The organism is Lentzea sp. NPDC037011, assembly GCF_055607425.1.
In genome coordinates this window covers 73378-98927 of record NZ_JBVJRT010000021.1, presented here as the reverse complement: position 1 = coordinate 98927, position 25550 = coordinate 73378, and the positions used below count along the sequence as shown (strand labels likewise).

At 71.6% G+C, this 25550-nt stretch carries 17 protein-coding genes and 1 pseudogene; 11 read left to right on the top strand and 7 right to left on the bottom strand.

Features of this window, described 5'->3' with window-relative positions; genetic code table 11:
* Window positions 1–481 (top strand): annotated as a pseudogene (locus ACZ7CH_RS38850) (hypothetical protein); the annotation flags it as partial.
* A 61-nt stretch (window positions 482–542) separates the two neighbouring features.
* Here ACZ7CH_RS38850 and ACZ7CH_RS38845 read toward each other — a convergent pair.
* The gene (locus ACZ7CH_RS38845) at window positions 543–1331 is read right to left on the bottom strand and encodes an IclR family transcriptional regulator (protein WP_470376228.1); all 789 of its coding nucleotides are present in this window, start codon (window positions 1329–1331) and stop codon (window positions 543–545) included.
* Between the two features lie 366 nt (window positions 1332–1697).
* On the opposite strand from ACZ7CH_RS38845, the gene ACZ7CH_RS38840 reads away from it, so the two are divergent.
* On the top strand, window positions 1698–2942 hold the full coding sequence (locus tag ACZ7CH_RS38840) for a chorismate-binding protein (RefSeq protein WP_360400085.1): 1245 nt from the start codon (window positions 1698–1700) through the stop codon (window positions 2940–2942).
* Window positions 2943–2955: 13 nt separating this feature from the next.
* Here ACZ7CH_RS38840 and ACZ7CH_RS38835 read toward each other — a convergent pair whose 3' ends face one another.
* The 4 genes from ACZ7CH_RS38835 to ACZ7CH_RS38820 all read right to left on the bottom strand — a co-directional run bounded on the left by ACZ7CH_RS38835 (window position 2956) and on the right by ACZ7CH_RS38820 (window position 13570).
* Window positions 2956–5814 (bottom strand): helix-turn-helix transcriptional regulator, encoded by a 2859-nt coding sequence (locus ACZ7CH_RS38835; RefSeq protein WP_470376227.1) that lies wholly within the window; start codon window positions 5812–5814, stop codon window positions 2956–2958.
* A gap of 60 nt (window positions 5815–5874) precedes the next feature.
* Window positions 5875–6150: a hypothetical protein gene (locus ACZ7CH_RS38830; protein WP_360400079.1), complete on the bottom strand. Its 276-nt coding sequence runs from the start codon at window positions 6148–6150 to the stop codon at window positions 5875–5877.
* 569 nt (window positions 6151–6719) lie between these two features.
* Window positions 6720–12842 (bottom strand): bifunctional acetaldehyde-CoA/alcohol dehydrogenase, encoded by a 6123-nt coding sequence (adhE, locus tag ACZ7CH_RS38825; RefSeq protein ID WP_470376226.1) that lies wholly within the window; start codon window positions 12840–12842, stop codon window positions 6720–6722.
* Window positions 12843–13018: 176 nt separating this feature from the next.
* Window positions 13019–13570, bottom strand: a complete 552-nt coding sequence (locus tag ACZ7CH_RS38820; RefSeq protein WP_360400073.1) for an NUDIX domain-containing protein — start codon at window positions 13568–13570, stop codon at window positions 13019–13021.
* A 264-nt stretch (window positions 13571–13834) separates the two neighbouring features.
* Here ACZ7CH_RS38820 and ACZ7CH_RS38815 point away from each other — a divergent pair, with 264 nt between their 5' ends.
* Genes ACZ7CH_RS38815 through ACZ7CH_RS38790 form a run of 6 tightly spaced genes read left to right on the top strand, consistent with a single transcriptional unit; the run spans window position 13835 to window position 19872 of the window.
* A complete protein-coding gene (locus ACZ7CH_RS38815) occupies window positions 13835–14866 on the top strand; it encodes an NAD-dependent epimerase/dehydratase family protein (protein WP_360400070.1) in 1032 nt (343 codons plus the stop codon).
* A gap of 2 nt (window positions 14867–14868) precedes the next feature.
* Window positions 14869–16200: a D-arabinono-1,4-lactone oxidase gene (locus ACZ7CH_RS38810; RefSeq protein ID WP_360400067.1), complete on the top strand. Its 1332-nt coding sequence runs from the start codon at window positions 14869–14871 to the stop codon at window positions 16198–16200.
* Between the two features lie 22 nt (window positions 16201–16222).
* Window positions 16223–17107, top strand: coding sequence for a sugar phosphate isomerase/epimerase family protein (locus ACZ7CH_RS38805; RefSeq protein ID WP_470376225.1), 885 nt, complete (start codon window positions 16223–16225; stop codon window positions 17105–17107).
* A 39-nt stretch (window positions 17108–17146) separates the two neighbouring features.
* Window positions 17147–17458, top strand: coding sequence for an L-rhamnose mutarotase (locus ACZ7CH_RS38800; protein ID WP_470372069.1), 312 nt, complete (start codon window positions 17147–17149; stop codon window positions 17456–17458).
* Window positions 17455–18435 (top strand): aldo/keto reductase, encoded by a 981-nt coding sequence (locus tag ACZ7CH_RS38795; RefSeq protein ID WP_470376224.1) that lies wholly within the window; start codon window positions 17455–17457, stop codon window positions 18433–18435. The genes ACZ7CH_RS38800 and ACZ7CH_RS38795 overlap by 4 nt, the downstream gene beginning before the upstream one ends.
* Window positions 18436–18465: 30 nt before the next feature.
* Window positions 18466–19872, top strand: a complete 1407-nt coding sequence (locus tag ACZ7CH_RS38790) for a glutamate decarboxylase (RefSeq protein ID WP_360400055.1) — start codon at window positions 18466–18468, stop codon at window positions 19870–19872.
* Here the strand turns inward: ACZ7CH_RS38790 and ACZ7CH_RS38785 are convergent.
* Together ACZ7CH_RS38785 and ACZ7CH_RS38780 are read right to left on the bottom strand one after the other, a co-directional pair.
* On the bottom strand, window positions 19810–21225 hold the full coding sequence (locus tag ACZ7CH_RS38785) for an ATP-binding protein (protein ID WP_470376223.1): 1416 nt from the start codon (window positions 21223–21225) through the stop codon (window positions 19810–19812). The two genes, ACZ7CH_RS38790 and ACZ7CH_RS38785, sit on opposite strands and share 63 nt — an antisense overlap.
* The gene (locus ACZ7CH_RS38780) at window positions 21225–22892 is read right to left on the bottom strand and encodes an NAD(P)/FAD-dependent oxidoreductase (protein ID WP_360400049.1); all 1668 of its coding nucleotides are present in this window, start codon (window positions 22890–22892) and stop codon (window positions 21225–21227) included. Before ACZ7CH_RS38780 ends, ACZ7CH_RS38785 begins: the two co-directional genes overlap by 1 nt.
* 56 nt (window positions 22893–22948) lie before the next feature.
* Between ACZ7CH_RS38780 and ACZ7CH_RS38775 the strand changes: the two genes are divergently transcribed.
* The 3 genes from ACZ7CH_RS38775 (at window position 22949) to ACZ7CH_RS38765 (ending at window position 25517) form a co-directional block, all read left to right on the top strand.
* Entirely contained in the window at window positions 22949–23215 is a 267-nt protein-coding gene (locus ACZ7CH_RS38775) for a UBP-type zinc finger domain-containing protein (protein ID WP_360400046.1), read from the top strand.
* A gap of 479 nt (window positions 23216–23694) precedes the next feature.
* Window positions 23695–23898: an MbtH family protein gene (locus ACZ7CH_RS38770; RefSeq protein WP_360400043.1), complete on the top strand. Its 204-nt coding sequence runs from the start codon at window positions 23695–23697 to the stop codon at window positions 23896–23898.
* Window positions 23899–24149: 251 nt separating this feature from the next.
* Window positions 24150–25517 carry a serine hydrolase domain-containing protein gene (locus tag ACZ7CH_RS38765; protein WP_470376222.1) on the top strand — a complete coding sequence of 456 codons (1368 nt, stop codon included), beginning with the start codon at window positions 24150–24152 and terminating at the stop codon, window positions 25515–25517.
* The last annotated feature ends 33 nt before the right edge of the window (window positions 25518–25550 follow it).

Here is a 25550-nt window from a genome sequence, read left to right as displayed (position 1 = left end):
GCTGATGCCCGCGGGCACCACCGAGACCTCCTACGCCAGGGTCTTCCGCCACGACCTGCCCGCACGCGGCGCCCGCTACGTCATGGTCTTCATGACCAACAACAAGACCAACCACCGCGACATCGGCTGGGGCTGGTCACCCAACGCCCGCGACTGGACCTTCTCCCAGACCCCGCTCGTCCGCCACCAGGACGTCGGCGCCGTCAACATCGGCGGACCCCACCTGCTCTTCCGCAACAACAGCGCCTACGTCGTCTACAACACCGACATCGGCAGCGGCGGCAACATCCTCATCACCGAACTCGGCCGCGACTTCACCCAGCGCCGCCACCTCGGCGTCTTCCACGACTCCCTCACCGGCGCACCCGACAACGGCCGCTCCGCCGCACCCTCGTTCGGCACCTACCAAGGCCACGAGTACATGATCTACGAAGCAGGAGACCGGCTCGCGGGCAACATCGCCATCGCACGAGCGCTCTGACGCCGGTCGGCACCACCGGCCACTCCTTTGTGGAACGGCTGATGTCGACGGGCGGTCGTGCTCATCCGGCGAGTCGGTGACCCGCGGACGGGGGAGCGGAGTGGAGCTCCCTGGACGCGGTCTCGGCGGCGTGGTGGACGCGGCGCGCGACGGCGTCCGGGCTGAGGCGCTGCACGGGCCCGAACACGGAGATCGCGCCGACGAGGGTCGGGCCGGGTCCCCACACCGGGGCTGCGACACCGGTGAAGCCGGGAAGCCACTCGCTGCGGTCGAAGGCGACGCCGTGCTTGCGCACACCGGTCAGCGCGGACTGCAGCACCCCCGCGGAGGTGATGGAAGCGGGGGTGAGCGCCTCCAGCCCGTGGGCGCACAGCACGGGGAGCAGACCGGGGTCGCCGGCCAGGAGGATCTTCCCCGGTGCGGTGCAGTGCAGGGGGAGGGGACCGCGCAGCCGCGTCGCGAGCTCGCTCGACTGCCTGCCGTGCAGGCGTTCGACGACGCGCGCCGTGGTGCCGCACAGGACGGAGAGCTGGACGGCCTCGCGAGTGGACTCGTAGAGGTCCGCGAGCACCGGCAGCAGCCGTTCCCTGGTGTGGTCGGAGATCTCCAGCGGAACGGCGGTCGACAACTCGGTGATCTTGGTGGTGAGGAGGAACCGGTTGTCGATCATCTCGACGAGTCCCTCCGCGCGCAGGAAACCGACCATGCGGTGAACTGTGGACTTCGGGAGGTCCGAGTAGCGGGTGAGCTCGGTGAGCGACGCCGCGCCGTCGCACGCACCGAAGGCCTGGAGCACGGACAAAACCTTCGTGGCCGCAGTGCGTCGCGAAGGGTCTCGCGGTGCCGGCACGGTCGCGGGGGCTTCCAAGGCGGTGTTCTGGCTGGTGATCACGGTTAATCTTCTTTCGCCTGTGGGTTCCACCACACCGTATTGAGGGCGTCGCGTCGTGTAGCTACGGAGTTCCACAAACCCGTACGCGAAAGAGTGAATGTTGCGAATACTCGGTGTTACTGCCCGGTTGATGTCCGAAAAGTTCCATCGGTTGGCACGGCCGTTTGACCGGGTGGATCGGCCGTGAATAGATTCGTTTGGGGCCAATTCTGGTCTTGCCGGACCGAGGGACCACCGTGGAGCTGGGGGAAGAGCGGTGGCCGGTGTGGACAGGAAGACCGATCGCCGAGTCGCGGTTGCTCCGCGACACCCGAGGAGCTGGTAATGGCCGTTCTCACGGAACCCTCCCCGATGTCGTCCGCCGAGCTCGCCGCTGCACTGATCCGCACCGGTTTCTTCGACACCTACTTCGTCTACGAGCACGGCGACGTGTGGACGGTCACCTGGGGCGTGCGCGTGGAGATCGTCGTGAACGCGACCCGTGTGCGGGTTCGGCGTGACTCGGTGGAGGAGTCGTGGCCGGTCGTCGGCGGGCCCGTGCGCGCGGCACGTGCGGCGCTGGAGCGGTTGTCGTTGCGCGAGTGGACGGTGTGCGGCTGGATCGCGTTCGAGGCCGTGCACGTTTTGAACGACCGCTCGGACCTCGCCGGGGACTCGGAGGTCGTGCACCTCGTGGTGCCCGAGGTGGAGGTGCGCATCGAGGACGGGAGGGCGAGCGTGGTGCGGGGCGGCGACGCGCGGCTCGGCGCACTGCTCGAACACCTGCGCACCGCACCGGTCGAGGACGCGCCGGCACCGGGGCGCGCGACCGTGCCGGTGGACCTGGACGCGGGCAGCGGCCGGTACCGCGACGCGGTGCTGGCGGCGGTGGAGGAGATCCGTTCGACCGGGCTGCGCAAGGTGACCCTGTCCCGCAGCGTGCCCGTGGACGAGCCCGTCGACTTCGTGGAGACGTACCTGGCCGGGCGCGCGGCCACCGCACCGGAGCGGTCGTTCCTGTTGTCGATCGGCGGCTTGACGACGACGGGCTTCTGCGCGCAGACGGTGCTGGAGGCCGGGTCGGACGGGAAGGTCGCCACGCGGCCGCGGCTGGAGTCCCGTGTGGACGAGCTGGTGCCGGACCCGGACGAGGCGCACGACCACGCGATCGCCGTCGAGTGCGCGTTCGCCGGGTTGACCGAGGTGTGCGAGCCGGGCTCGGTGGTGGTGGACGAGCCGGCGTCGCGACTGTGCGGCCGGCTGACCGAGGGCAAGACCTCCTGGGACGCCTTGGAGTTGCTGTTCCCCGGCGTCACGATCTCGGGTGCGCCGAGGAAAGCGGCCTGTGAGTTCACCTCCCGGGCGGAGGCCGCGCCGCGGGGCGTCTACTCGGGTGCCGTGCTGTTCGCGTCGGACAACGGGTTCCTGGACGCGGGCCTGGTCCTGCGCGCGGTGTACGAGCGGAAGGGACGGCGGTGGCTGCGCGCGGGCGCCGGGATCGTGGCGTCCTCGCGGCCGGAGCGGGAGATCGAGGAGACCTGCGCGAAGCTGCGCAGCATCTCGGCGCACCTCGTGGCGGGCCCTGCGTGAGGGAAGCCGTTCCCTACCTGCTGCTGCCGGTCGAGTGGAACATCGCCGCCAGCTGCGTGCGCCGCTGGATGCCGAGCTTGCGGTAGACGTGGGTGAGGTGGAACTCGACGGCCCGCCGCGACACGGACAACTTCCTGGCGACCTCGTCGTTCGAGGAGCCCGTGGCGACCAGGCTCGCCACGCGGTGCTCCTGCGGCGTCAAAGGAGAGCCCGCGGAAACGGAAACAGGAGCGGCCGGCCCGGCGCCGGACCGTCCCACCGCCTCCGCCGGCAGTTCGGCGAGCTTGGTGAGCAACGGCAGCGAACCGCACCGCTCCGCGGCCACCTTCGCCTGGGCCAGCTCCTCCCTGGCGAGCTTCTGCTGCCCGTGGCGCCACCTCGTCGTCCCGAGCTCCACCAGGACCGTCGCGCGCAGCAGCAACGCCTGCGTGTTGCGCAGGACGTGTTCGGCCTCCATGAGCCACGGCAGTGCCGCCGCGCCACCGGTCGCCATGCCGACGGTGAGCATCGCGCGGGCCAGACTCGGTGCGGAGGCCCACTTCTTGGCCAGTTCGAGCTCTTCGAGGGCCAGCTGCACCGCCTCCAGCGACTGACCGAGGTGGAGGTGCGCAACGGCCGCGTACGAGCGCCACGGCAGCACAGCGGGGCCGGGAGCACCCCACGACTTCAGCCTCCGCCCGCACTCCAGGTGGTCCGTGAGCGCGCCGGCGTCGTCCCCCAGCCGCATGCGGAGGTGACCGCGTCCCTGCAGGAGGCTGGTGTGGTGCCAGCTGTTCGGCAGCGGGCTGGTGAGGCCGATGGGCTCGACCAGCTCCCGTGCCGCCTCGACGTCACCGAGGTGCAGCAGCGCGGACAGGAGCGCGTCCATCGGCCAGATGCGGCCGGGGTGGCGCTGGTGCAGGTTCATCCGGTGCGCCTTGGCCAGTGCGAGCCGGGCGTCCACTACCGCCTGGGCCAGAGCCCCGCGGTGGAAGTGCACCCGCGACCGCAGCGTGTGGCCCAGCACGAAGACCAGGTCCAGCTTCTGGCGGTGGGCTTCCAGGATCGCCTCGCTGGAGTACCGCAGGGCCAGGTCGAGCTCGTTGGTCCTGATCAGCGAGTTGATGGCGGCCATCATCCGCTGCGGGTCATGCATGATCGACACCGCGCCCGCGGACAACGCGGTCAGCGCGGCCTCGCGGGACGTCGTCAGGTCTTCGCCCCGGTTGCTCAGGTCCTCCGCCACCAGTGCGGCCAGCCCGCGGCCACGGGCGTCACGGCGCCGCCAGTCGACCGCGACGCGGTCCGGAGCGGCGTCGGGCTCCTCGGACTGCTCGGACTGCTCGGTTGGCAGGGTGACGCGGAGCGCGAGGCGCAGCTGAGCGGAGAACTCCGGTGCGGAGGCGCACATCCTGGCGATGGACTCGCTCAACGCCGCGCGCGCGTCCTCGTAGCGCCCGTCGAGGCAGAGCGTCCTGGACAGCAGCGAGGTGACGTCGAGGAGGAGCTCGGGTTCCTCGATGTCCTCCAACGCCTGCTTGAGGTGCGTGGCCGCCTGGTAGGGGTCGAAGAACGACTCGGCGTGGCCGAGCTTCACGAGCAGCTTCGTCCTGAGCTCGGCCGGCACGTGCTCCTGCAGCGCCCTGGTGAGGAAGCTCGCGGCGGTGGTCGCGTCACCGTCGTGCAGCAACTGGTCCGCTGCCCGGTGGAGCGCGTCGGCGGCCCACCGGCCGAGCTTCGCGGAGGTGCACTGGACGTGCCGCGCGACGAGCGCCGCTCGTGCACCGGACGCGTGCAGGCTCGCGGCGGCCCGTGCGTGGAGGTCGTCCCTGACCGCGCGCGTGATCGAGCTCGTGATCGCGTCCGTGAACACGGAGTGGGTGAACGCCGGCTTGGCGGCGCCGGTCAGCAGCCCCATCCGCGTCAACCGGTCGGCGCCGTCGGTGGCTTCCGGCACCGTCATCCCGGCGACCTCGGCCGCGAGCCCGAGGTCCGGGGGTTCCACGACCGCGATCGTCCTGGCCAGCCGGAGCAGTGGTTCGGGCTCGCCGTGTAGCCGTGCGAGCACCGACTCGCCCAGCTCCTCCACCCCGTACGAGGACGGGATCTCCTGCACGGAGAACTCCCCGGTCGTCTCCAGCAGGGAGTGGAGGAGCAGCGGGTTCCCGCCCGTGGCCGCGTGCAGGGCTGTGACGGCCTCAGGTTCCGGCCGGCTGCCGAGCACCGGTTCGGCGAACGTCGACACCTCGTCCGCGGTGAGACCGCCGATCCGCACGCGGGTGGCGTAGATCTGCATCTCCGCGATCTGGAGCGGGTCCGCGGGGTAGATCCCGGTCGTGCAGCTGAGCAGCACGGCGAGCGGCAGCTTGGTCGCCCGCCGCATGAGGTAGTTGAGCCACTGCAACGACGAGGCGTCGGCCCACTGCAGGTCGTCGACGACGAAGCAGACCGGTCCGCGGTCGGCGAGGCCGCTCACGAGCCGGTAGAGCTCGTGGTACGTCTGGTGGGTCGCCGGCTCGTCGAGCCCCGCCGCGGTGCGGTTGCCGGCTTCCGGCTGACCGTCCACACCGAGGATCGACTCCAGGACGCCGGCCTCCGGCCCCGCGGTGAGGTTCTCGAACAGCTGCCGGACGACGGAGAACGACATGAAACCGTCCAGAGTGGACGTCGCGGCACCGGCCACCTGGAACCCGCGTGCCCTGGCGGCGTCCGCCACCTCGCCCAGCAGCGTCGTCTTGCCGACGCCGGTGGTGCCCTCCACCAGCACCACCGCCGGCCTGTTCGTCTCCGCCGCGGTGAGCGCGCTGAGCAACCGGCCGAGTTCCTTGCCCCGGTGGACCGACCGGGGTGCGTCAGAGGAAGTCCTGTGCGGTTCGTTGCGCTGCTGAGCCATCTGCGGAGCTCCGTCGTGAGTCGGTCCGGTTGGTGAGCACCAGCGACGCCGCGGCCTGGCTCAGGCCTGCTGCGCCGCCCTGTCGCGCCGGGTGAACCCCTCGGCCATGACCGCGTGCAAATTCGAATTGGACGGGAGTTTGCGACAGGGGCCAGTCGCCGTCAACCCGCTGGTGACCCTGCTCAGCGCGTGGTCGAGCCGCTGCCCGTGCGAGTGCGCGACCAGGCCGCCGTCCATCCCGCCCGGCTCGGCCCGCGGGGTGGATGCGGGTGCCACCGGCCACAGCAGGCCCTCGGGTTCCTTGAGCACGTTGCCTCCGGCTGCCTCGACGTCCACCAGCGCTTCGAGGCGAACAGTACGACAGCCGCGCCAGTCGCCGTCGCGTCCACATCGGCGGCGAACAGGCCGTGGTCACCGGGCTCCGGCGGTGCGCGTGCGGTGCCGGAACGCTTGTGCGCGAGGTGTCGTCGGGCGTGTCCACACCATCCGGTCGCGCGGTGGTTCAGCGCAGCCGGTGAGCCCGCGCGGGTGGAATGGCCGGAAGTGTGCGTTTGACTGCGCATCAAGGCCGTGACCAGCGACGACGTTGCTCGGCAAGCCGGGGGAGCCCGGACTCCACAGCGGACCGGTCGCCATGCCCCCTGGCGGTCTCCGCGGTGACGGCCGTCGGCACCGCGGGAGCGGTGCCGGGCGCGCCGGGGCACCGCGTGCGGAAGGCGAGTTCGCCGCGCGACTTCGGCACGGCGGGCAGGAGTGCGCCCGATTGCGCACTGCCCGCCTGGCCCCCGGGGTCTGCCTCCGCGATCACGTCCCGGGCACCCCAAACGAGACGTGACCCGGAGAGTCACGTCTCGAAACGCCACAATCCCGGTGGGTCCGCGCGGGGCGGACCCACCGGGACCGGATCAGCGGCCGCTGTGGGCCGCGGCGCGCACGTCTTCCAGGTCCACCGCCCCGTTGGCGTAGGCGGTGCGCATCAGCTCCTCCATGTCGGCCAGGACCGGCTGCCTGGGGTTGGCCGGAGCACACTGGTCGTCGAACGCGTTGAGGGCCTGCTGCGGCAGCGAGCTCAGGAACGCCGCCTCGGGCACCCCCGCCTCCGCGAACGAGGCGGGCAGCCCGACGGCCGAGCGCAGCCGTTCGATCGCGGCGGCGTAGGAGCGCACTCCCTCCTCCGGCGTGGCCGCGGGCAGCCCCAGGGTGCGGGCGATGTGCTGGAAGCGTTGCGGTGCCTGGTAGTTCTCGTACTTGGGCCAGCCGGTGAGCTTCGCGGGGGGCTGGCCGTTGTAGCGGATCACGTGCGGCAGCAACAGCGCGTTGGTCCGGCCGTGCGCCAGGCCGAAGGTCGCGCCGAGCGTGTGCGACATGGCGTGGACGATGCCCAGGAACGCGCTGCCGAAGGCCATGCCGGCGATGGTGGCCGCGTTGTGCATGGCCTCCTGTGCCTTCTCCGCTCCGAGCAGCACGGAGTCCTCGAGGTTCTCGAAGATCAGCTTGATCGCCTGCAGGCACAGCCCGTCGGTGAAGTCGTTGCTGTAGACGGAGACGTACGCCTCGGTCGCGTGGGTGAGCGCGTCGAACCCGGAGTCCGCCGCGAGCCCGGCGGGCAGCGAGCGCACGAGCACCGGGTCGACGATGGCCACGCTCGGGGTCAGCGCGTAGTCGGCCAGCGGGTACTTGCGGCCCGTCTCCCGGTCGGTGACCACCGCGAACGGGGTGACCTCCGAACCGCTGCCCGACGTCGTCGGCACGCACACGAGCTTGGCGCGCTCCGGTTCGGGGAAGCGGTAGAGGCGCTTGCGGATGTCGGCGAACCGGCCCCTCGCCTCGGCGAAGTCGACCTCGGGGTGCTCGTACCACAGCCACATGAGCTTCCCGGCGTCCAAAGAGGACCCGCCACCGATGGCCACGATGGTGTCCGGCTGGAACTCGCGCATCATCTCCGCACCGCGCTGCACGGTCTGCAGCGACGGTTCCGGCTCGACGAAGTCGATCAGCTGGACGGCCACGGGCTCGGAGCGGCCGGCCAGCACGGACCGCACCTTGTCCGCGTAGCCGAGCTTGGCCACCGTGCGACCGGTCACGATGCTCACCCGGTGCACCCCGGTCATCTCGCCGAGGTAGCGGATCGAGTTCGGCTCGAAGTAGATCTTCGGCGGCACCTTGAACCACTGGATGTTGTTGTTGCGGCGGGCGATGCGGCGGATGTTGAGCAGGTTCGCCGCGGTCACGTTGCCGGAGACCGAGTTGCCGCCGTAGCTGCCGCAGCCGAGGGTCATCGACGGCAGGAACGCGTTGTAGAGATCACCGATGCCGCCCTGCGCCGCCGGTGAGTTCCACACCACCCGCACGGCCTTGACGCCCTTGCCGAACCGCTCAGCCAGCCGCTCGTCGGCGGTGTGCACGACCGCCGTGTGGCCCCTGCCGTGGAACTCGACGACCTCAGCGGCCCGCCGGATGCCCTCCTCGGCTCCTGCCACGCGCAGCAGCGCGACCACCGGGCACGGCTTCTCCCTGGTCAGCGGTTCGTCCGGGCCGATGTCAGCGACCTCGGCGAGCAGGAGCGTGGTGTGCTCGGGGACGCTGAACCCGGCGCGGCCGGCGATCCAGTGCGCCGAACGGCCGGAGGCGGCCGGGTTGACGGACACCTTGCCCTCCCTGCGCGCGTCCGGGCCGAACAGGAAGTCCTCCAGCGCGCGCTTCTCCTGCGCGGTCAGCACGTGCGCGAGCCGGGTCCGCAGGCTGTCCACGGCCTGGTCCCACACCCCGGTGTCGATCAGCAGCGTCTGCTCGGCTGCGCACGTCATGCCGTTGTCGAAGCTCTTCGACAGGACGACGTCGTGCGCGGCGCGGGCCAGGTCGGCGTCGGCGGCGATGAACGCGGGCACGTTGCCCGCTCCCACGCCGATCGCCGGCTTGCCGGCCGAGTGCGCGGCGCGCACGACGTCGTTGCCGCCGGTGGCCAGCACGAGCGAGACGCCGTCGTGGTTCATCAGCGCCTGCGTGACCGCACGCCTGGGCGTCTCCACCCACTGCACGCAGTGCGCGGGCGCACCGGCCGCGACGGCGGCGTCGCGCACGATGCGGGCCGCCTCGGCACCGCAGCGGGGCGCCAGGTGGTGGAAGGCGAAGATGATCGGGTTCCTGGTCTTGAGCGCGATCAGGGCCTTGAACACGACGGTCGAGGTCGGGTTCGTGACGGGCGTGATCGCACACACCACACCGACGGGTTCGGCGATCTCCACCAGGCCGGTGAGCTCGTCGCGGCGGACCTCTCCCGCGGTGCGCATGCCGGTCATGCTGTTGGTGACGTGCTCCGCGGCGAAGAGGTTCTTCACCGCCTTGTCCTCGACGACTCCGCGCTCCGTCTCGGCGACCGCCAGCACGGCGAGGTCCAGGTGGCTCGCGGCGGCGGCACGCGCCGCCTTCGCCACGATGTGGTCGACCTGCTCCTGTCCGAGCGCGTGGAACGCCTCCAGCGCCTGCTGCGCACCGCGGACCAGGCCGTCCACGAGGGGCTCCACGTCCTCCGCCGGAGCGGCGGCGGACGACTGCGGCCGGTGGACGACCGGGCCGAGGGAGGCAGCGAGGTCGCCGACGGTGCGGTGCTCGTAGAACACCTCCAGCTCCAGGGCACCGAAGTGCGCCTGCAACGCGACCGCGGCCTCGACCAGGGCGAGCGACGAGGCACCGAGACCGGCCAGCGCGCTGTCCGCCGTCACCGCTCCCCGAGGCAGTGCGAGCACGTCGGTCAGCGCGTCGATCACGAGCGCAAGGGCGTCGTGCTGCTCGACACCCGCGACCTCGCCGGGTTCACGGGCGCCGGCCGGGTTCTCGGCCAGTGCGGCGAGCGTGCTCAGCCGCGGTCCCGCGTCGACCACCGCGACCGCGGTGGCCGCGGGGGCGTCGTCCGCCAGGACGGCCGACTCCGGGTCGAAGCGGACCCCGGCGGCCTGCTCCGCCGTCAGCAGGTAGTCGGTGCCCCCGGCCGCCGGTGCCCCGTCGGCGACGCCGTCGAGGAAGCGCCGGGCGGGCTCGTTCTTGGCCGTGGGCACGTAGGGCAGGCGGATCTTCACGGCCGTGCCCGAGCCGAGCGACGCCAGGACCTGGTGCTCCACGCCCCTGCCGAGCACCCGGCAGCTGAGCAGGAACGTGTCCACGACCAGCTCGTCGGTGTCCTGCCGGCTGATCACCGCGCCCACGACGCCGTGGTCGCCGAAGCGGTCGGTGGCGCGCACCACCAGGCAGCGCACGCCCGGTTCCGCCAGCAGGGCGCGCAGCTCGTTCTCCTGCCTGCGCACGGTGCTGAAGTTGAACTGGTTGGTGCGCTGGGTCATCTGCGCGACCCGGCGCAGGTCCGCCTCCGCCGCGGGCGTGATGTCCACGACCAGGTCGAGGCCCGCGATGAAGTCGGCGAAGGTCAGCGAGGACCGGCGCAGCTCACCGCGGTCCCGGTTGGCGTCGTAGGCGGCCGCGCGACCGCGGTCCTCCTCCGTCACCACCAGGCGGTCGAAGGCCCACATCCGGTCCAGGAACGGCTTGATCTCCTCCTCGTCGGCGGGCACGGTGAGCGCCAGCACGCCGGGGCACGCGGCACGGACCTGGGCGACCTCCACCGGGTTGTCGTCGAGGAAGACGAAGCTGTCGAGGCCGAGGTTCAGCTCCGCGGCCAGCCGCGCCAGGCCGACGGGCTTGGGGTCCCACCCGATCGCCCGCGCGGCGACGTGGTCGGACCGCAACGGGAACTCGGGGCGGGCGCGGAAGACCGCGTCCACGGTCTCCGGGTCGTTCTTGCTGGCGAGGGCGAGCAGCACCCCCTGCTCGCGCAGGGCGACGGCCCACTCCTGCACGTGGCGGTGACCGCCGGTGAGCCGGACCCCTTCCGGGCCGTCCTCGCCGGCCACACCAGCCCACAGGGTGTTGTCGCAGTCGAGGACGAGCACCTTGAACGGCCGGGCGAGCAGGGCGTGCACCGAGCGGGCGATCCCCGTGGCCAGGGCGTCGTACCCCGCCGGCGTGTAGGCGAGGTGCGCCATGCGGTAGCGGGCCTCGTCGTGCACGTCACCGGGATCGGTGCCACCGTGCCAGTCCTCGGCGCCGAGCAGGTGCACCCCGGAGGTGTCGCCCAGGTCGGCGAAGAGCCGGTGCTGGCGCGGGTCCGCGCCGGTGACCGACGGGCTGGGGCAGACGCGGAGCAGCAGCGGGACGCGGGCCCGGGCGGCGAACGACCGCACGGCCTCCGCGAGCTCGCCCAGGGTGCGCTCGGTCTCCTCGGCCGGCCAGTCGTCGAAGCGCACCAGCACCACCGCACATCCCGACCGCGCGGACCCGAGGGTGCCGGCGGGGTCGAGCAGCTCCTGGAACACCTGGCCGAACGGTGCGAGCACCGGGCGCAGGCCGAGACCGAGGTCGCGGCACCACGCGGTGAGGGGTGCCGCCAGCGGGTCGGTGGTGAAGGTCGCGGCGACGGCGAGCACGGCGCCGTCCGCCGCGGGGTCCGTGGTCGGCTCGGGTGAGGGTGCGGCGGCGTTCGCCGTCGGCGGCACACCCAGGGCCGCCGGTGCGAAGGACTCCAGCACCTCGACCCGGCCGGCGCTCACCTGACCGAGCCCACCCACAGCGGCCGCGGCGACCGCTTCGACGGCGAGCCCGTCGACGACCCCGCGAACGGTCGGCGAGAACCCGGTGTCCATCCTCGGGGGCCGCAGGACCAGCCCGCCGAGACCGGGGTGCCCGCTGATCGTCGTGCGCAGCAGCTCTTCGCAGCGGAGCTTGGCGTCCACGTAGTGCTGCCAGGTCCGCGCGGCACCGGCGACCACGTCACTGGACACGAGCACGACCTGACCACCGGCCGCCGACAGCGGCTCGGCCAGAGCGGACAGCGGCGCGGACACCGCGGTGACGGCCGTGGCGACGTACTCGGCGGCGCGCTCGGCGGTGTCCGGTCCCGGCAACAGCGGCTGGAAGCTCGGGAACGCGTTGAGCACCACCAGGTCCAGCCTGCCCTCCCGGGCGAGCACGTGGTCGCGCAGCCGTGCGCACCCGGCGGGGTCGGCCGCGTCGGAACGCACCGCGTGCACGCGCTCGGCGGCCGTTCCCAGACCGGCCAGCAGCTCCGGCGGGAAACCGGGGTCCCGGCGGTGGGTGACGTACACGTGCGCACCGCGCAGGGCCAGTGCGGCGGCGAACGCGGCACCGAAGCCGCGGCTGCCACCGGTGACCACGGCGACCTTGCCCTCCAGCTCGACGTCCTGGCGGGCGAGGGCGGCGGCGAGGACGTGCGCGTCCGGTTCGGCCGGAACGGCCCTGGCGACGACGGCCAGCTCGACGCGCCCCAGACCGGGCAGGGCACCGCCGAACCGCACCATGTCACGGCGTTCGTCCACGGCCGTGACGTGGATCGAGCCGTCGCCGGTCGCGGCCGGGTCGAGCTCGACGGTCAGCGAGGAGATGAGCGACTGCCGGCCGGGGACCTCCATGCCCGCCAGGTAGCTCGCCCAGCCGAGCAGTCGCGCGACCTCTTCCCGCACACCGCTGCCGATGCGGTCGAGCAGGCTCGTGAAGTCACCGGGATCGCTGCGGTAGGACACCGGGATGCGCTGTCCCACCCGGAGCTCCGCCGGGACCCGGTCAGCGGCCTGCTGCCTGCGTTCTCCCGATCCCACGCGCACCGCGCCGACCCCGGCGCCGACCGTGCCGCCCAGTTCGACGTCCACGGTCGCGACCGGCTGCCCGCCGTCCGACACCTCCAGCCGCACACCCCCGTTCCCGGTGCGCGCCACGTCCAGGGAGTACGACTGCGCCGGGTAGACCGCGGCGTGGAAGCGCGCCCGGACCCGCCGCACCGCCGCAGCGTCCTGCGGGGGCAGGCCCGCCACCGCGTGGAGGACGGTGAGCGCGCCCTGCGCCACCTCCGCGCCGAACCCGCTCCTGGACGCGTAGTCCGCGTCCAGGTGCAACGGGTTGAGATCGCCGCTCGATCCAGCGAATCGGCCGAGATCATCAGGAAGGACATGCACTGCGAACACCGAGGACTCCGTTTCGACGCGCCCGTCATCGGGCAGAGCAGGGATTGAAGTCCAAGCTAATGACGTCGCGGCAATGCCAGAAGCCCGCGTTCCAACCGTTGGGTCGTCCGAGGAAATCGCCATTGCCGAATACCGGAATGCCGCGCACATTCACAGAATTGCGACACCGGGTGAATTCAGCTCCGCCCGGCGACGCCCAGCTGCTCCGCCGCCAGCGCGAGGAGCTGGTCGAGGTAGGCGTTCCCGGTGGGCTCCGTCAGCGGCCACCAGACGAAGGCGTCGTGCGTGCTGTCGACCCGCGGCCGGGCGTCGTGCTCGGCCAGGGCGAGGAAGGTGACGTTGACGGTGTGGGTGGGGGAGTCGCCGTGCGCAGAGGCCTCGAAGACGGTGGAGAACGTCCCCAGCACACCGCACAGGGTCACGCTCAGCCCTGACTCCTGCTCGGCCGTGCGCACCGCGGCCTCGGCGAGCTGCTCGCCCTTGCGCATGCGCCCGCCCTGCAACCACAGGGAACCCGCCTGGGGTTCCTGGCTGCGCCGGGTGAGCAGCGCCTCGCCGGCGCGGACGACGAGCGTGTCGACGCAGACGACGGGCATCCGTTCCAGGATCTCGCGGTAGAGCTCCTCGGGCACCCAGGCGTGGCCTCCGGTGCCGGGGCCGTCGCGCCAGTCGAGCACGGGTGCCGCGGGCAGTGCGTCCGACTGCACGGGGTTGAGCGGTCCAGGCATCGTCCTCCGCCTTCCGGTGATCGCGTTCGCGCTGGAAGGTATGGACCTGTTGCGCACCGGACCACCTCCCGTCCCGTTCGGTGGGACGAACTCCGCTCCGCCGGGCCTGGCCGGAATTCCGTCCCGAACACTGGAACGGGCTCTGGATGATCGATGCCGGCTGTCACACACTCCCTTCAGCCGACGGCCGGCTGCCGGGCGGGAACTCCCACCGGCAGCCGCGCGGAAATACCCGTCACCCGATCTCACGAATGGAATTTCCTCATGACCCAGCAGGAATTCTGGCGCGGTAAAAGAGTGCTGGTCACCGGTGGCTGCTCGTTCATCGGATCGCACCTGGTGGAGCACCTCGTCGGTGCCGGTGCCAGGGTGCGCGTCGCCGACGACCTCAGCTCGGGACGTCTGGAGAACCTCAGCGACGTTCCGGAGTCCGCCTGGGAGTTCGTGGAGGGCGACCTCTGCGACCCGCGGCTCGCCGCCGAGGTGATGCGCGGCATCGACGTCGTCTTCCACCTCGCCGCGATCCACGGCGGCAGAGGGTTCATCGAGCTGCACCAGGCCGCGTGCTCGCGCAACTTCGTCCTGGACGGCGTGGTCTCGCAGGCGGCGGTCGACGCGGGCGTGGAGAACTTCGTCTTCGCCTCCTCCGGCTGCGTCTACCCGGTCGACCTGCAGGCCGACGTGAACGAGGAGGTCCGGCTCTCGGAACCGCAGGTGGGCCCGCCGTTCCACGCGGACGGGATCTACGGCTGGGCCAAGCTGATGACCGAGCAGCGGCTCGCCGCGCTCCACGCAGAGCTCGGGTTCCCGTCGGTGTCGTGCCGCCTGTTCACGGTCTACGGCGAGCGCTGCCCGGAGAGCCACGCCCTGACCGCCATGGTGGGCCGGGCGTTCATCCAGCAGAAGCCCTTCGAGGTCTGGGGTGACGGGACGCAGATCCGCAACTGGACCTACGTCACGGACATCGTGCGCGGCCTGGTCCTCGCCGGGGAGCGCGTCCACGACGGCAGCGCGATCAACCTCGGCACCGAGGAGCCGATCCAGGTCAAGGAAGCCGCCAGGATGATCCTGGAGTTCACCGGCCAGGCCGACACGGAGATCAAGCCGCTGCCCGACAAGCCGACCGGCCCCTACAACCGGGTCGCGTCCGCCGCCATGGCGTTCGAGCGGCTCGGCTGGGCGCCCGAGGTGCCGTTCCACACCGGTCTCAAGCGGCTCACCGAGTGGTACTTCGAGTCGCGCCAGGCCGAGCGGATGACGACGGCCGAGTTCGCCGAGCGGCTGACCACGAGGTAGAGATGACCGACGCACCGCGGGTGACACCAGGACCGGAGATCACCACCGGGGAACACCGGCGCACGGCGTGGTCCAACTGGAGCGGGGCGGTCCGCGGCATCGCGGACCGCCTCCTCGCTCCGGACACCGCGGACCAGCTGCGCGACATCGTGCTCGACGACACCGCACGCGCACGCGGCATCAGCGTGGTGGGCTCCGGACACTCCTACGCGAACCTCGTCGCACCGACCGGCCGGACGCTGGTCGACCTGCGCCACCACCGCGGTGTCGTCGCCGTCGACCCGGCGGCCATGACGGTCACGGTGAGGGCGGGCACGACGATGCGCGAGCTGAACCGGGAGCTCGCCGCGGCGGGCTTCGCGTTGCCGAACCAGAGCGCGATCGACGAGCAGACCGTGGCCGGCGTGGTGGCCACGGCCACGCACGGGAGCAGTCCCCGGCTCGGCACGCTCTCCAGCCACGTCGTGGCGGCGCGGATCCTCACCGCGGACGGCCGGGTGCGCACGATCACGCGGGACGACCCGGAGCTCGACGGCGTCCGCGTGCACCTGGGGTGCCTCGGCGTGGTCCTGGACCTCACCTTCACCGTCGTGCCCGGCCACCGGTTGCGCAAGGTGGTCCGGCGCAGGCCGCTGGCGGAGGTGCTGGCGAACCTCGACGAGTTCCGCGGAGTCCACTTCGGCGGCTTCTGGTGGTACCCGCACACCTCCCAGGCGATCGTCTGGGAGGCGGCGCCGACGGACGAGCCACCGACCCAGCCACCGGGACCGCCCGGTGCCCTGCTTTCGGCCCTGTGCAACAACTCCTGGTCGTCGCGGGTCGCGGGTGCCGCGCACTACGCGGCCGCTGTGGCCGCCGGCCGGGGCGGTGCGCAGGTCATGCGGTGCGACGACGCGCTCCTGCACCACCTGCCGCCACCCGTGCAGGGCACCGAGTACAGCGTCCCGTTCGACCGGGCGGCCGACGCCGTCCGCGCCCTGGCCGGGGAGGTGCGCCGAGGCAGGTTGCGCGTCTGCGCACCCGTGGACATCCGCTTCACCGCCGCGGACACCGCCTGGCTCAGCCCGAGCAGGCAGGCCACCACCTGCCACATCGGCGTGACGCACCCCGTGACAGCACGGGACCCCGAGGGGTGGGTCGCACCGCTGCGCGCCGTGGACTCGGTGCTGTGGGACTTCGACGGCCGCCCGCACTGGGCCAAGGTCCACTTCCGCACGGGCCGGGAGCTGGCCGCGCGCTACCCGGAGTGGGACCGGTTCCAGGAGCTGCGCAGGGCCTGGGACCCGGACGGCGTCTTCCTCGGAGGGCACCTCCGAGAGCTCTTCGAACGCTGACCCCTTCGAGAGGCGGAAGCTCATGGCGATCAAGTTCGGCTACCACACCTGGTCCTACTCCAGCTTCGGCAGCTGGGTCCCCGCGTACACGTTGGACGAGACCGTCAAGCGCTTGGCGCGCATCGGCTTCGACGGCATCGAGATCGGTGCCGCCGCACCGCACGCCTTTCCGCCGTACCTGAGCCCGGCCCGGCGGCGCGAGGTGCGCAGCCTGCTCGACGACCACGGCGTGGAGGTCTCCGGCATCGGCCCGGCGCCCACCGGGGGACCCGGTTACAACCCGAGCTCTCCGATGGCCGAGGAACGCGAAGCGACCGTGGAGCACTACCGCGCGATCAACGAGCTGTGCGCCGAGTGGGGCGCCGGAGCGGTGGTCTACCTGCCAGGCTGGGTCGTGTTCGGCACCCGGCGGCGGCAGGCCTGGGCGTGGTCGCGCGAATGCCTGGCCCTGGTCGCCGACGACGCGGCGCAGTACGGCCTCACGGTGGTGGTCGAGCCGCTCGCGGAGAACTCGAACCTGTGCGAGAGCGGCGAGGACGCCATGGAGCTGATGGAGGACATCGCACGGCCGAACGTCAAGGTGATGTTCGACTGCAGCCACGTCCGCTACCGGCGGGAGTCGCTCACCGACCAGGTCCACCTGATGGGCGCCGACCTGCACCAGATCCACATCGCCGACACCAGGGGAACGCAGACGCGGTTGCCGGCCGGTTCCGGGGACGAGGACTGGGAGGGCCTGGTCGACGCCCTGCTCGACACGGGTTTCGACGGCTACCTCACGGCCGAGACGGGGTTCCACCGCCGCGGGATCGACCCCGACCACGACGCGCGGGCAGGGCTCGCGTTCCTCAAACCGCTGGTGGAGCGAAAGCTCGCCGAACGCGCCGCGTCCACCCCCGCACCCTGACCCGCGTCCCCGGCAACCCGATCGGAAGGTACCGGCACCATGGAGACAGTCGCCCTGCACACCAGGCTCAAGCCGGGCAAGGAAGCCGCCTACGAGGCCGCGCACGCCCGGATTCCCGACGACCTCGACGCGGCGCTGCGCGCGGCGGGGGTGCGGTCGTGGCGGATCTGGCGCAGCGGTCTCGACCTGTTCCACGTCGTCGAGGTGGACGACTACGCGGCCATGATGGAGAAGATGCACGGGCACCCGGCGGACATCCCGTGGCAGCAGAGGATGGACGAGTTCCTCGACGCCCCGCTCGACTACGACTCGGGCAGCTCGGCCGCGAAGTTCGTGTGGGAGCTGCCGTGATCCACGGCCTCGGCCTCGGCGGGTCCGCACTGGGGAACCTGTACCGCCCCGTGTCCGATGTGGACGCCCGCGCCACCGTCGACGCCGCGTGGCAGGCCGGTGTCCGGTACTTCGACACCGCCCCGCACTACGGCCTCGGCCTGTCGGAACGGCGGCTCGGGGCAGCGCTCGCGGACCGGCCCCGGTCGGAGTTCGTCATCTCCACCAAGGTCGGCAGGCTGCTGGAACCCCGTGACAGCGGCGGTGATGACCTGGCCGAGGGCTTCGCGGTGCCCGCGACCCACCGCCGGGTGTGGGACTTCAGCGCGGACGGGGTGCGCCGCTCGCTGGAGGCCTCGCTGACGCGGCTCGGCCTGGACCGGGTCGACCTCGTCTACGTCCACGACCCGGACGACCACGCCGAGCAGGTCCTGCGCGAGGCGTTGCCGGCCCTGGCGGAGCTGAAGGCCCAGGGCGTGGTCCGCGGGATCGGCGTGGGCGTGAACCGGTGGGAGGTGGCGGAGCCGTTCGTGCTGGCGCATCCCCTGGACCACGTCATGCTGGCCGGCCGGTACACGGTGCTCGAACACGCCGCGACCCTGGACTTCCTGTCGCTGTGCGCGGAACGGGACGTCTCCGTGGTGGCGGCCGGTGTCTTCAACTCCGGGTTGCTGGCCCGCCACGAGGTCCCTGCCGACGCCACGCACGACTACACGACGGCACCGCCCGCGCTGGTCGAGCGCGCCCGCAGGATCGCCGGAGTCTGCCGCCGGCACGGCGTCCCGCTCCCGCGGGCGGCGCTGCACTTCCCGTTCGGGCACCCGGCGGTGCGGGCGGTCGTGGTCGGTGCCCGGTCGGCGGCCGAGGTCACCGAGAACGTCGCGATGGCCGCCGGCGAGGTGCCCGCCGGCGTCTGGTCCGACCTGCGCGCCGAGCACCTGCTCTCCCCGACCGTTCCCGTACCGCTGCCGAAGAGCTTCGAGAAGGCGGCCGGCTGATGTTCCTCCGATCTCCAGTTGAGGTGTGTGATGTTTGAGCTGCAGAGAAGTTCCACCGGCTGGCGGCTGCCGCAGGAGCCGACGGCGGCGGGTACGGCGTACCAGGCGGTGCAGGACGAGCTGCGCCCGGACGTGCGGCCACAGCAGAACCTGGCGACGTTCATCACCACCGGGATGGAGCCGGAGGCCGAACGGCTGATGGCCGACTTCCTCTACCACAACACCGTCGACGGCGTGCAGCCGTTGCACACGGCCGACCTGGCGCAGCGGTGCGTCGCGGCGCTCGCCGACCTGTGGCACGCCCCCGGCCCGGACAGCGCGGTCGGCACGTCGACCGGCGGTTCCAGCGAGGCCTGCATGCTCGGCGGGCTCGCGATGCTGATGCGGTGGCGCTCCCGCGCCGGCGGCTCCGGCAGGCGGCCCAACCTGGTCATGAGCACCGCCGTGCACGTGTGCTGGGCGAAGTTCTGCGCCTACTGGGACGTCGAGGCGAGGCAGGTCCCGGTGCGGGAAGGCGGTTCGGGCATCGACCCGGAGATCGCGGCCGACCTGTGCGACAGCGACACCATCGGCGTGGTGACCGTGCTCGGCACCACCTACGACGGCTTCTACGAACCGGTGCAGGAGGTGTGCGCCGCGCTGGACCGGCGGTGCGCCCGCGACGGCGTGGACGTGCCGGTGCACGTCGACGCGGCCTCCGGCGGGATGGTGGCACCGTTCCTCGACCCCGCGCTGGTGTGGGACTTCCGGCTGCCCAGGGTGAGCTCGATCAACACGTCCGGGCACAAGTACGGCCTCGTCGCTCCGGGGCTGGGGTGGATCGTGTGGCGCGACCCGAGCGTGGTGCCCGCCGAGATCGGGTTCTCGACCGACTACACCGGTGGCCGCATGTCCACCCAGACGCTGTCGTTCACCCGGCCCGTCGCACCGGTCATCGCGCAGTACTACCAGTTCCTCCGCCTGGGGGCGGAGGGCTACCGGGCCGTCATGCGGCGCTGCCGCGACCTCGCCCTGGCGCTGACCGCGCACCTCGGCCAGTTCCCCGAGCTGCGGGTGGTCTCCCGCACGGACCACCTGCCCCTGGTCGCGTTCACCACCCACCACGACGCCGGTTTCAGCGTCACCGACCTCGCCGACCGCCTCCGCCGGCGCGGCTGGCTCGTGCCCACCTACGCACTCCCGGCCGACCAGGCGGACGTCACGGTCGCGCGGATCGTCTGCCGCAACGACCTCTCCGACGTGCTCGCCCGCCGGCTCGCGGACGACATCGCCGACGCGGTCACCGCGCTGCGCGCCGATGCGGTACTGCCCGTCCAGCGGGGCAACGACGTGGTGCCGCGGAGCGCGGAGATCACCTTGACGGCCGCAGGAGGGTCAGGCTCCTACAGCAGCTTCCAGCGGAAGGAGGACCTGGAACCGCGTGTCACCCGGCTGTGACTCCACCCGGATGTCGCCGTGGTGCTTGTTCACCACGATCCGCCAGGAGATCTCCAGCCCGAGCCCGGTGCCCTCACCGACCGGTTTGGTGGTGAAGAACGGCTCGAAGATCCGGCTCCGCACCGCCGCCGGGATGCCGGGGCCGGTGTCACCGATCTCCACCACGAGGTGCCGGTCCCGCCGGAACGTCCGCAAGGTCAGCGTGCCCGACCCGCCCATCGCGCTCAGCGCGTTGTCGATCATGTTCGTCCACACCTGGTTCAGCTCGCCGGCGTAGGCGGGGACGGAGGGGAGTGTCCGGTCGTAGTCCTTCACCACCCGCACGTCGCCGAACTTGCCGCCGAACATGACCAGGGTGGAGTCCAGCAGCTCGTGCACGTCGACCACCTGGAACGGTGCGCGGTCCATCTGCGAGTACTGCTTTGCGGCGGCGACCAGGGTGGACACCCGCGTGGTGGCGTCCTCGATCTCGTTCATCAGCATCTCGGTCTCGACCGTGTACCGCAGCCAGTGCACGGCCGAACCGGTGACGGCCGCCGGGCACGGCAGCAGCGAGGTCGCCAGCCACTCGACGTCCAGGCCGCCCGCGACCAGGACCGGTGCCACGTCCCAGCCGCCGCTGACGCCGTGGTCGTCGAGCCAGTCGGAGACCTCGTCCTCGGCGTCGCTGGTCTCCAGCGGGCTGAGCTTCGGTGCCTTGGCGACCCGTTCGACCGCCTTCTCCTGCAGCTTCACCAACGCCGGCAGTTCGGACGGGTCGAGCGCGCCCTGGGCGAGCAGGGCCAGTTCGTGGCGCATGCCCGCGACGCGTTCGCGCAGGGCCGCGGTGGCACGCACGGCGGCCGCGGCCGGGTTGTTCAGCTCGTGGGTCAGGCCTGCGGACAACGCGCCGAGCGCGGTGAGGCGTTCGTGCTGGCCCACCGTCGCCTGGGTGTTGCGCATGCCCCAGAACAGGCCCTCCAGCAGGTGCATGGCCATCGGGAACCACGTGCGGACCATCGGGCCGAACTCGTCGGCGTCGAACTGCAGCATCGACGTGGCCGTGATCGACTCGACGGTCATCTGGTAGGTGGGCTGGTCGAGCTCCAGGTAGGCCTGGGTGGCGCCGAAGTACGAACCGCGCAGGTCGCTGCGGCTCACCTCGATGCGCTGGCCGCCGATGGTGCGGCACAGCGCGACGGTTCCTCCCAGCAGCACGAAGAAGCACGTCGCCGGCTCGCCCTCGGTGAGCACGGGGGTGCCCGCCGCGCGGGTCTCGACGTGACCGTGGGCGGCCAGCCAGTCCAGCTGCGCTTCGTCGAGCTTCTCGAACAGGAACAGCTCGCGCAGTTCCGCCGGGGTGAGCCGCTGCATCAGGACCTCTCCAGGTAGCGGTGGACCAGCGTGACGGCCATGGCGCCCTCGCCGACCGCGGACGCGACGCGCTTCACCGACTCCGCGCGGACGTCGCCCGCCACGAACACGCCGGGCAGGCTCGTCTCCAGGTGGTACGGCGCCCGCTCCAGGTCCCAGCCGGGCGGGGAGGTGCCGAGGTCGGGCCCGGCGAGCAGGAAGCCGTGCTCGTCGCGCTCCAGCGTGCCGTCCAGCCAGTCCGTGCGCGGGGCGGCGCCGATGAACGCGAACAGCCAGGTCGCCGGGACCGCCGTCGTCTCGCCGGTCTTGTTGTTCAGCAGCGTCAGCGTCTCCAGGTGGCCCTCACCCGCGCCGCCGCAGACCTCGGTGTGGGGGCGGACCTCCACGTTCCCGATCGCGTCGAGCTGGTCGATCAGGTACCGCGACATCGACTGCTCCAGCGAGTCGCCGCGCACCAGGATCACGACCTTGCGCGCGTGCCCGGAGAAGTAGACGGCCGCCTGGCCCGCTGAGTTCGCGCCACCGACCAGGTACACGTCCTGGCCCGCGCAGTTCGGGCCCTCGGTCGTCGAGGCGCCGTAGTACACGCCCCGGCCGGTCAGCTCGCCGAGGCCGGGCGCGTTCAGCAACCGGTACGACACCCCCGTGGCGAGGATGACGGTGTGGGCGGAGAGCTCGGTGCCGTCGCCGAACCGCACGACTCGCGCGGCACCCCGGCGTTCGAGCGCGACGACGTCACGGGTGGTGAGCAGCTCCACGCCGAACTTCACCGCCTGCCTGCGGGCCCGTTCGGTCAGCTGCCCGCCGGACACGCCGTCCGGGAAGCCCAGGTAGTTCTCGATGCGGCTGCTCGTACCGGCCTGGCCGCCGGTCGCGATCCGTTCCACCAGGACGGTCCGCAGGCCCTCCGACCCGCCGTACACCGCGGCACCGAGGCCCGCGGGACCGCCGCCGACGACGATCAGGTCGTAGAAGTCGGCCGACGGCTGCGTGCTCAGGCCCACCTCGGCGGCGAGCTCCGCGTCGGACGGGTCGACCAGTGCCTTGCCCGAAGCCGTGACCACGACCGGCAGCGTCGTCCCGTCCTGGTGCGCCGCGGTCAGCAGGCAGCGCGCCTCCGGCTCGTCGAGCGCGTGCCAGCGGAACGGGACGTTGTTGCGCGCCAGGAAGTCGCGCACCTCGTAGGACCGCGGCGACCAGCGGTGCCCGACCACCCGCACCCGCTGCGGCGGCTGCCGGTCGCTCACCGCCCACGCCCGCAGCTGCTCGTCGAGCACCGGGTAGAGGTTCTGCTCCGGCGGGTCCCACGGCTTGAGCAGGTAGTGGTCGAGGTCCACGACGTTGATCGCCTGGATCGCCGCGTCGGTGTCGGCGTAGGCGGTCAGCAGCACCCGCCGTGCCTGCGGGAACACGTCCATCGCCTGTTCGAGGAACTCGATGCCGCTCATCTGCGGCATCCGGTGGTCGGCCAGCAGCGCCGCGACCTCCTCACCGCGCAGCTTGATCTCGTGCAGCGCCTCCAGCGCCTGCGGCCCGGACTCCGCCCGCACCACGCGGTACTGCTCGCCGTACTTCCGCCGCAGGTCGCGCGCCACCGACCGGGACACGGCCGGGTCGTCGTCCACCGTGAGAATCGAAGGCCGCGCGACGCGACCGGCAGTCGTCATGCGCCCAGTCAAACACCAGAAGTTGTTGAAAGCTGCAATGGAGGTACCGTCGGGCCGTGACCACCACCACCTGCGAACACGTCGCCGACCTGGGCCCGGAGCCCACCCCCAGCACGACGGAGGGCTGCGAGGACTGCCTGGCCACCGGAGGCAGGTGGGTCCACCTGCGCCTGTGCCTGGGCTGCGGCAAGGTCGCCTGCTGCGACTCCTCGCCGGCCAAGCACGCCTCGAAGCACTTCGCCGAGGAGGGGCACCCGATCATCCGCTCGTTCGAGCCGGGCGAGGCCTGGCGCTGGTGCTTCGTGGACAGCACGCTCGTGTGAGCCGCGCGGTGCCCGGCCGGCTGAGTTCGCGTCGGCCGAGGCACCGCGCTCGTCATTCCACTCCAGATGGACAGAACGCCGCGGCGACGTCTCCGCCGCGGGGATTCACGGGACAGTCCGTCGAAGTCCTTTTGTGGTGCGGGTTGTCTTGCCACGTACCGCTCCTACCCGCATTGACGGGTCGAATCCGATGGGCAGCTCCTGGCCGTCCTGCCTGCGGGAAAAGCAAGGAACTCTCGGGTAACGCCCCGCTTCCCGATGTTGCAGATTCCTAAACATATGAACTTTTGATGTCGGAATGTGGACATATCAAGAATGCTCCTTTCGGCGGTGTTTGCGGCAGTGTCGGGGAGACACTGTTGTCCTCGGATTGCGTTCGTGGCTGGTTTCTGCGCGGGTTCCCTCGGATGATCGGGATTCGGCTGGGCTCCGGCACGTCCGCATCCGCTGCTGACGATCGACAGAAGAAGGAGAAAGTTGTGACCGACGACACCTACCAGGTCCTCGTGAACGACGAGGAGCAACACTCGTTGTGGCCTTTGGGCAAAGAGGTCCCGCACGGCTGGCGTGCCGAGGGCAAGCAGGGGTCGCGGCAGGAGTGCATGGACCACGTCGACACCGTCTGGACCGACATGCGGCCCCGTAGCCTGCGTGAACAGATGGCGGCCGAACAGAACGGCTGATCACTCGCCGTTGTCCGCAGGGGCGGCCGGAGTCGACGGCCAGGTGAACGGCGCCCGCTGCGGCAGGGCCCGGCGCACAGTTCGCCGTACACCGCAGAACTCACTTCGGGACTCCGCAGGCATTGATCTGCGGAGTTGTTCGACGCTGTCCTGCTGTCGATCGTGTGCATGGATTCCGAATGTTATTCGGGACAGCGTGGAATTTGTGTGAGGTGCGGTTGCGGCGGGTACCAAGGTTTGTCATGGGTTATATGTGCCCAGGTATTCAGCTTTTTGCGGAGTTCTACGGAAGGGTGATGGTGGACCACTTACGCGGGGTGCTCGAACGAGCGGCTCTCGCCAACGACGTACCGGGCGCACAGCTCGTGGTCCGGTGCGGCGGTGAGGCCTTTGAATTCGAGTTCGGAGAAGAGCGGCACGGTACGGGTTGCGCGGTCCGGCGGGACAGCAAGGTGCCCATCGGGTCAATCACCAAGACATTCACGGCGACGCTGTTGATGGTTCTGGTGTCCGACGGTGACGTCGACCTGGACGAGCCGGTCGTGGAGTACCTGCCCGAGCTGCGGCAGGCCCTCGGCGCCAATGCCGACGTCCTCACCGCCCGCCACCTGCTGAGCCACACCGGCGGCCTGCAGTCGGAGCTCATCGCCGCCGACGACCGGGCGGCGCTCGCGGCCTCCGTGCGGGACGTCGTGCAGCCGCCGGGAGCCGGGTTCTCCTACTCCAACACCGGCTACGCCCTGGTCGGACGCCTGATCGAGGCGGTCACCGGCATGGAGTGGGCGGAGGCGCTCCGCGCCGTGCTGCTCAAGCCGCTCGGTCTGGAGCTCGGGTTCATCGCCGGCGCCGAGGACGTCACCCCGGCCGCCAGCGGGCACACCGTCAACCGCGCGCTGCGGCTGGTGCGGCCCGTCGAGCAGGAGCTGACGCCGGTCGAGGCGCCGGCGGGCGGGCTCACCGCGAGTGCCGCGGACCTGGTCGAGCTCGCGCGGATGCACCTCGACCCGCGACACGGCGGCATCGACCCCGGCCTGGTCACGCCCGAGCACCTCGCCGAGATGCGCAGGCCGGTGCCCGGAGCGGACCCGTTCGGCCTGGCCGACGGCTGGGGGCTGGGGCTCGCCCTGTTCCGCAGCCACGGCGCCGGCTGGTTCGGCCACGACGGCACCGCCGACGGCACGTCCTGCCACCTGCGGCTCAACCCCGCGTCCGGCACGGTCGTCGCGCTGACCGCGAACTCCTCGACGGGTGCCGCCCTCTGGCGCGACCTGCTGCCCGAGCTGCGCGCGGCCGGCATCGACCTCGCCGACAGCGCCGCGACGATCAACGCCGAACCGCGCGCGTCCATCCCGGGCGAGTGCACCGGCACGTACGTCAACGGCGACACCGCCTTCTCGGTCGTCGTGCGGGGCGACGAGCTGCACCTGGTCGTCGACGACGAACCGGCCGCGCGGCTCGCGGTCCACGACGGGTTCGTGTTCTCGGTGACCGAGCTCGCCGGCGGCGCGACCGGTCACCCCGGCCGCTTCCTGCGCGATCCGCGCAGCGGCCGGATCGACCGCATCCAGATCGGCGGCCGGGTCGCCGGCCGGCGAGGCCGCGACCGCGACGTGGCCTGACCCCGCCGCAGGTCCCCGCACCCCCTTCCCCCA

Coding starts and splice junctions, on each gene's coding strand:
- ACZ7CH_RS38810 (WP_360400067.1), top strand. CDS start 14,869: ATGACCGACGCACCGCGGGTGACACCAGGACCGGAGATCACCACCGGG.
- ACZ7CH_RS38780 (WP_360400049.1), bottom strand. CDS start 22,892: ATGACGACTGCCGGTCGCGTCGCGCGGCCTTCGATTCTCACGGTGGAC.
- ACZ7CH_RS38790 (WP_360400055.1), top strand. CDS start 18,466: ATGTTTGAGCTGCAGAGAAGTTCCACCGGCTGGCGGCTGCCGCAGGAG.
- ACZ7CH_RS38765 (WP_470376222.1), top strand. CDS start 24,150: ATGTGCCCAGGTATTCAGCTTTTTGCGGAGTTCTACGGAAGGGTGATG.
- ACZ7CH_RS38820 (WP_360400073.1), bottom strand. CDS start 13,570: ATGCCTGGACCGCTCAACCCCGTGCAGTCGGACGCACTGCCCGCGGCA.
- ACZ7CH_RS38800 (WP_470372069.1), top strand. CDS start 17,147: ATGGAGACAGTCGCCCTGCACACCAGGCTCAAGCCGGGCAAGGAAGCC.
- ACZ7CH_RS38840 (WP_360400085.1), top strand. CDS start 1,698: ATGGCCGTTCTCACGGAACCCTCCCCGATGTCGTCCGCCGAGCTCGCC.
- ACZ7CH_RS38805 (WP_470376225.1), top strand. CDS start 16,223: ATGGCGATCAAGTTCGGCTACCACACCTGGTCCTACTCCAGCTTCGGC.
- ACZ7CH_RS38835 (WP_470376227.1), bottom strand. CDS start 5,814: ATGGCTCAGCAGCGCAACGAACCGCACAGGACTTCCTCTGACGCACCC.
- ACZ7CH_RS38815 (WP_360400070.1), top strand. CDS start 13,835: ATGACCCAGCAGGAATTCTGGCGCGGTAAAAGAGTGCTGGTCACCGGT.
- ACZ7CH_RS38785 (WP_470376223.1), bottom strand. CDS start 21,225: ATGCAGCGGCTCACCCCGGCGGAACTGCGCGAGCTGTTCCTGTTCGAG.